The sequence below is a fragment of the Desulfosarcina sp. genome (assembly GCF_033791525.1).
Classification (GTDB): Bacteria; Desulfobacterota; Desulfobacteria; order Desulfobacterales; family Desulfosarcinaceae; genus Desulfosarcina.
Genome location: NZ_JASJGN010000463.1, coordinates 1 through 3,562, shown reverse-complemented (window position 1 = coordinate 3,562; position 3,562 = coordinate 1). Strand labels below are relative to the sequence as shown.

4 protein-coding genes are annotated in these 3,562 nt (G+C 54.0%); 1 reads left to right on the top strand and 3 read right to left on the bottom strand.

Annotated elements, in window-relative coordinates; genetic code table 11:
- Window positions 1–315 precede the first annotated feature (315 nt).
- Window positions 316–879, bottom strand: coding sequence for a YcbK family protein (locus tag QNK41_RS21800; RefSeq protein ID WP_319261616.1), 564 nt, complete (start codon window positions 877–879; stop codon window positions 316–318).
- Between the two features lie 641 nt (window positions 880–1,520).
- Here QNK41_RS21800 and QNK41_RS21795 point away from each other — a divergent pair.
- Window positions 1,521–1,823 (top strand): hypothetical protein, encoded by a 303-nt coding sequence (locus QNK41_RS21795; RefSeq protein WP_319261613.1) that lies wholly within the window; start codon window positions 1,521–1,523, stop codon window positions 1,821–1,823.
- A gap of 48 nt (window positions 1,824–1,871) precedes the next feature.
- Here QNK41_RS21795 and QNK41_RS21790 read toward each other — a convergent pair whose 3' ends face one another.
- Together QNK41_RS21790 and QNK41_RS21785 are read right to left on the bottom strand one after the other, a co-directional pair.
- Window positions 1,872–2,723 (bottom strand): histidinol-phosphatase, encoded by an 852-nt coding sequence (locus QNK41_RS21790; RefSeq protein ID WP_319261610.1) that lies wholly within the window; start codon window positions 2,721–2,723, stop codon window positions 1,872–1,874.
- Window positions 2,720–3,160 carry an NUDIX hydrolase gene (locus QNK41_RS21785; RefSeq protein ID WP_319261607.1) on the bottom strand — a complete coding sequence of 147 codons (441 nt, stop codon included), beginning with the start codon at window positions 3,158–3,160 and terminating at the stop codon, window positions 2,720–2,722. Before QNK41_RS21785 ends, QNK41_RS21790 begins: the two co-directional genes overlap by 4 nt.
- Window positions 3,161–3,562: the final 402 nt, after the last annotated feature.

The following is a 3,562-nucleotide window of genomic DNA, read 5'->3' as shown; positions in this document are numbered from 1 at the left end:
ACCGAAAGGGCGAAGCTATTACCGGCACCTGAAGCAACTGGGGCTGATATATTTGTAATAGCATCACGTGCTGGCGTCCTGTGTGTGCGTTTTGGTTAAGTTCAAGGGAAAGCCGGATGCGGGAAATCCGCCTGTCCGGTTTGACGAGGGGGAGGGTTATGCCCTCCCTACTCTACGGTACATGTAGTATGTGAGCATGTTGAGCCGTTTCATAACGCCGCATTGGGCACTTAGACTATTGTTGAGATAGGTTCTATCCTTTTACAGCGAAAAGATACCAACACAGTTCGCACGTCGGCAGGCAGGGAACCGGTGTTACCAGACCTTTACCGGTCCGGTATCCAGATGAATGAAATCCGATTTGGGATAGTAGCCGACACCACCGCAGTGGAGATCTACGGCTATTCGGCGAAGTGCGGTTGTCTGGTATCCGGGGATTCGGATGTCGATGGCACGGCCCTCCATATGCAGGCTTTTTGGGGCTACGCCTGCAGTGACTTTTCTCAGTGCCTCATTCGTCCTCGGGGAGCGGTAGCCGGAAATTATGCTGAGGGGAGAGCGCGGCTTTTCCTCCATAACGATGCGATGAAGCAAATCCAGAAGCTTGGGGTCCACCGGCTTGACCTCTCCGGTGCGGTGATCGCGCATGATATGGCTGATCCGGTTCACTGCACGATGGATCAGCATTCCGCTTGACCGGTAGCAAGTTTTAAGGGTCTCCCCGGTGTGAATATTATAGAAAGACAAAATGTGGTGTTCAGGGTCTTTGGGGTCCACAGCTGCCAGTACCGGGTGTGTGCAGACGGTCGTCAGGATCGCTGATGCCCCCCATTTCAAAAAGGTTCTGCGGTCAGGGTATAAAGATGAGATGTCGTTCATTGCCAACATTCCTTAACGTCTATATCTAGTCCGTTTCTCGCCTGTTACAGAGTGGTCAGATTGTGTCAACCCTGTCCAGCACAGAACGGCACCGAGATGGTTGGTATCTGTATTGCTTATTCGGCCGTCGGGCAAAATAGCTTAAAAAAAACATTAGGTAAAAACAGTCTGACTGTCAAGGGGTTATGCGAAAGCTGGTGCTCCGGCACCTAAGAAAACATGAGATCTGATCCATGCACGGAAAGATAAAGTTCTGGCCAGTTGAGCCGATAATAGATTATATGGCCGACCCTCAACCGAATCTGGAAGCCGGCGAACCGTGTATGGTCAATGGATGAGCTTGGTAATGGTCAGGGCGAGGCAGCACACGAACAGGATTGACAGGTTCGAAAAAAGCCGATATCTGCGTTACGCTTCATCCCTCGTCACTGCGGCGTACCGTCAGTACGCTGCCTACGGCACCCGCGATAGCGGTATTCTCGGGATTGAAGATTCCCTGCAGGAATCTTCGCCGTATGGATGATGATCGATTTCAAGTGCGCTCGCGAACCCCGCTCACTTTCGCGGCTCGCAAGCCTTGATCTCGGCTGTTTACGAACCCGTCGGAAATGCGACTTGTTACGAGGGCATCAGGATTGACGATGAAAAAAAATAAAACCAGCAACCCTAACACCCGCAGAACCGGGCTCGATCGGCGTTGGATTTCCTCCGCCAGCCATCAGCCGGAGCGACGCCGCAGCAGAGACAGACGGACCATCAGGAATCGAACCTTTTTGGAGCCTTTCGAGTCGAACGTGGAGGAGGAAAACAGCGAGCTGTTTCCAGAAATCAATATCCAGACAAGCCAGCCGGAGGCGAAGCACACGGCCCTGACATTCGATGAGAAAGGGTTTTCCGAGCCCCGGGAAGCCGTTTTTAAGAAAATCACGTCAGACGACGGATGAGCTGCAGTTCAATCCACGCAAAACCTGTCATTCGCTGGCGATCAACGCCTAATGCGAAGCATCGACGGGTTGTCGCCAGTCCGTGCACACCCCGGCTGCTCCGAGCATGGTGATTGCACTGTGCATGTGTGCGCCGATGGTGTCCACCCCGTGGGAATCATCGCCCGGAACGATGTCGATGCCCATTTCAGCGGCTTTTTTCAAAATGGGTGCGGACAGGTAGGGCTCGTTCTCACCCCTCGACAGCGGGCGCAGGTTAAAATCCAGGATCAGGTTCAACTGCTTGACCAATTTCAGATTCCTGAGAATTTTTTTCCAGATCATTGGTTTGAGCAGCCGAGAGCGGTAGTCAGGATCGAATATCCGCACGATATCCAGGTGGCCCACCACGCGTGGCACTATTGCCCGAATCATTTCGTACTGCTGATCGAAATAGGCGGCGTACATTTCATCCAGCCCGCCGCAGCGATCGGCAGCCTCCTCATAGCAGGCTTTGCTGTAGTCGAAGGGGATGTCTTTGACGTGGTGAACGGAACCCACCACATAGTCGGGTGAAAAGGTGTCGATCAGCGCGTTGGTAAAGTCGAGGCTGCCGCTGTAATCTTCCGTTTCGAATCCGACATAGATCCGGATGTCGTCGGCATATCTGGTCTGAAGGCGCCGGCAGGTGGTCATGTAGTCGGCAAACCGTTCCTTGAGTGTGCCGGCGTCGAATCCGGCGCCTTTCTCTTCGGGGTAGACAAAGGCATCCGACACCGGCGGCATGTGTTCGGTGATGCCCACCCAGGCATACCGCTGATCGATGTAAGCCAGAACAATCTCCTCAAGGGTGTCCTTGGCGTGGCCGCAGAACTGGCCGCTGTGGCCCCCGTGAACCGACACCGGTTGTGGAACGTTCATCCGTTTTTCTCCCTTTGGTGGTACACCTCGGTAACGCTGAAGCCTTGCCTGAGCAGATTGGCGATGGGGAGGAAATGGGGTTGCGGCATTTCCGACCACCGGTACCAGCCCCAGCTCTCACACTTGTCCGGTTCCTTCACCCGGGCGTCGCCGGTCGTCTGGTCGGCAATCACAAAAAGTGTGACGTAATGCTTTTTCTCGTCTTCGAAGACATCGTTGGTGAATGGACCCATGCGCAGGTTGACGATGGACAGGCCGGTCTCTTCAAACAATTCTCGCTGGGCGCAGGCCTCGATGGATTCGCCGTACTCGAGGTGGCCGCCGGGAAACTGCCAGGTGCCTGCACCGTGGGCATTCCTGCGCTTTCCCAGCAGCACCCGTCCATCCCGGACAACGATGACGGCCACCCCGATATAGGGTCTGTTTTCTTGGTTCATGGGTTCAGGGTTCTGCGTTCAGGGTTCAGGGTTCAGGGGTTCACAGTTCAGAGGTTCAGGGTTCATCGTTCTGTCTCTGGTCTCTGCTTTGAGTTTTGAGCTTATCAGCTATTATGTTCTGCGTTCCTAACCTCTGAACCCCCTAACCCTGAACCTTCCAAATGCTTTTGCAGCTATCAGAATTCATTGGGGGCGTCAATGATTGCGGATCCGCCGGAGACCCAAATTCAAATTGAAGCGGGCGGCAAATGGTGATACCCATGTTGAGCGATACCAACGATTTCATAACCTGACATGCAAGCATATACCCCAACGTTGCAAAACCTGGAGGGCTTCAGAACCAAGGCGTCAAGGGTGAAGCTGTAATCGGCTACCGCGATCCCTTGACTACGCGGGTCGCAG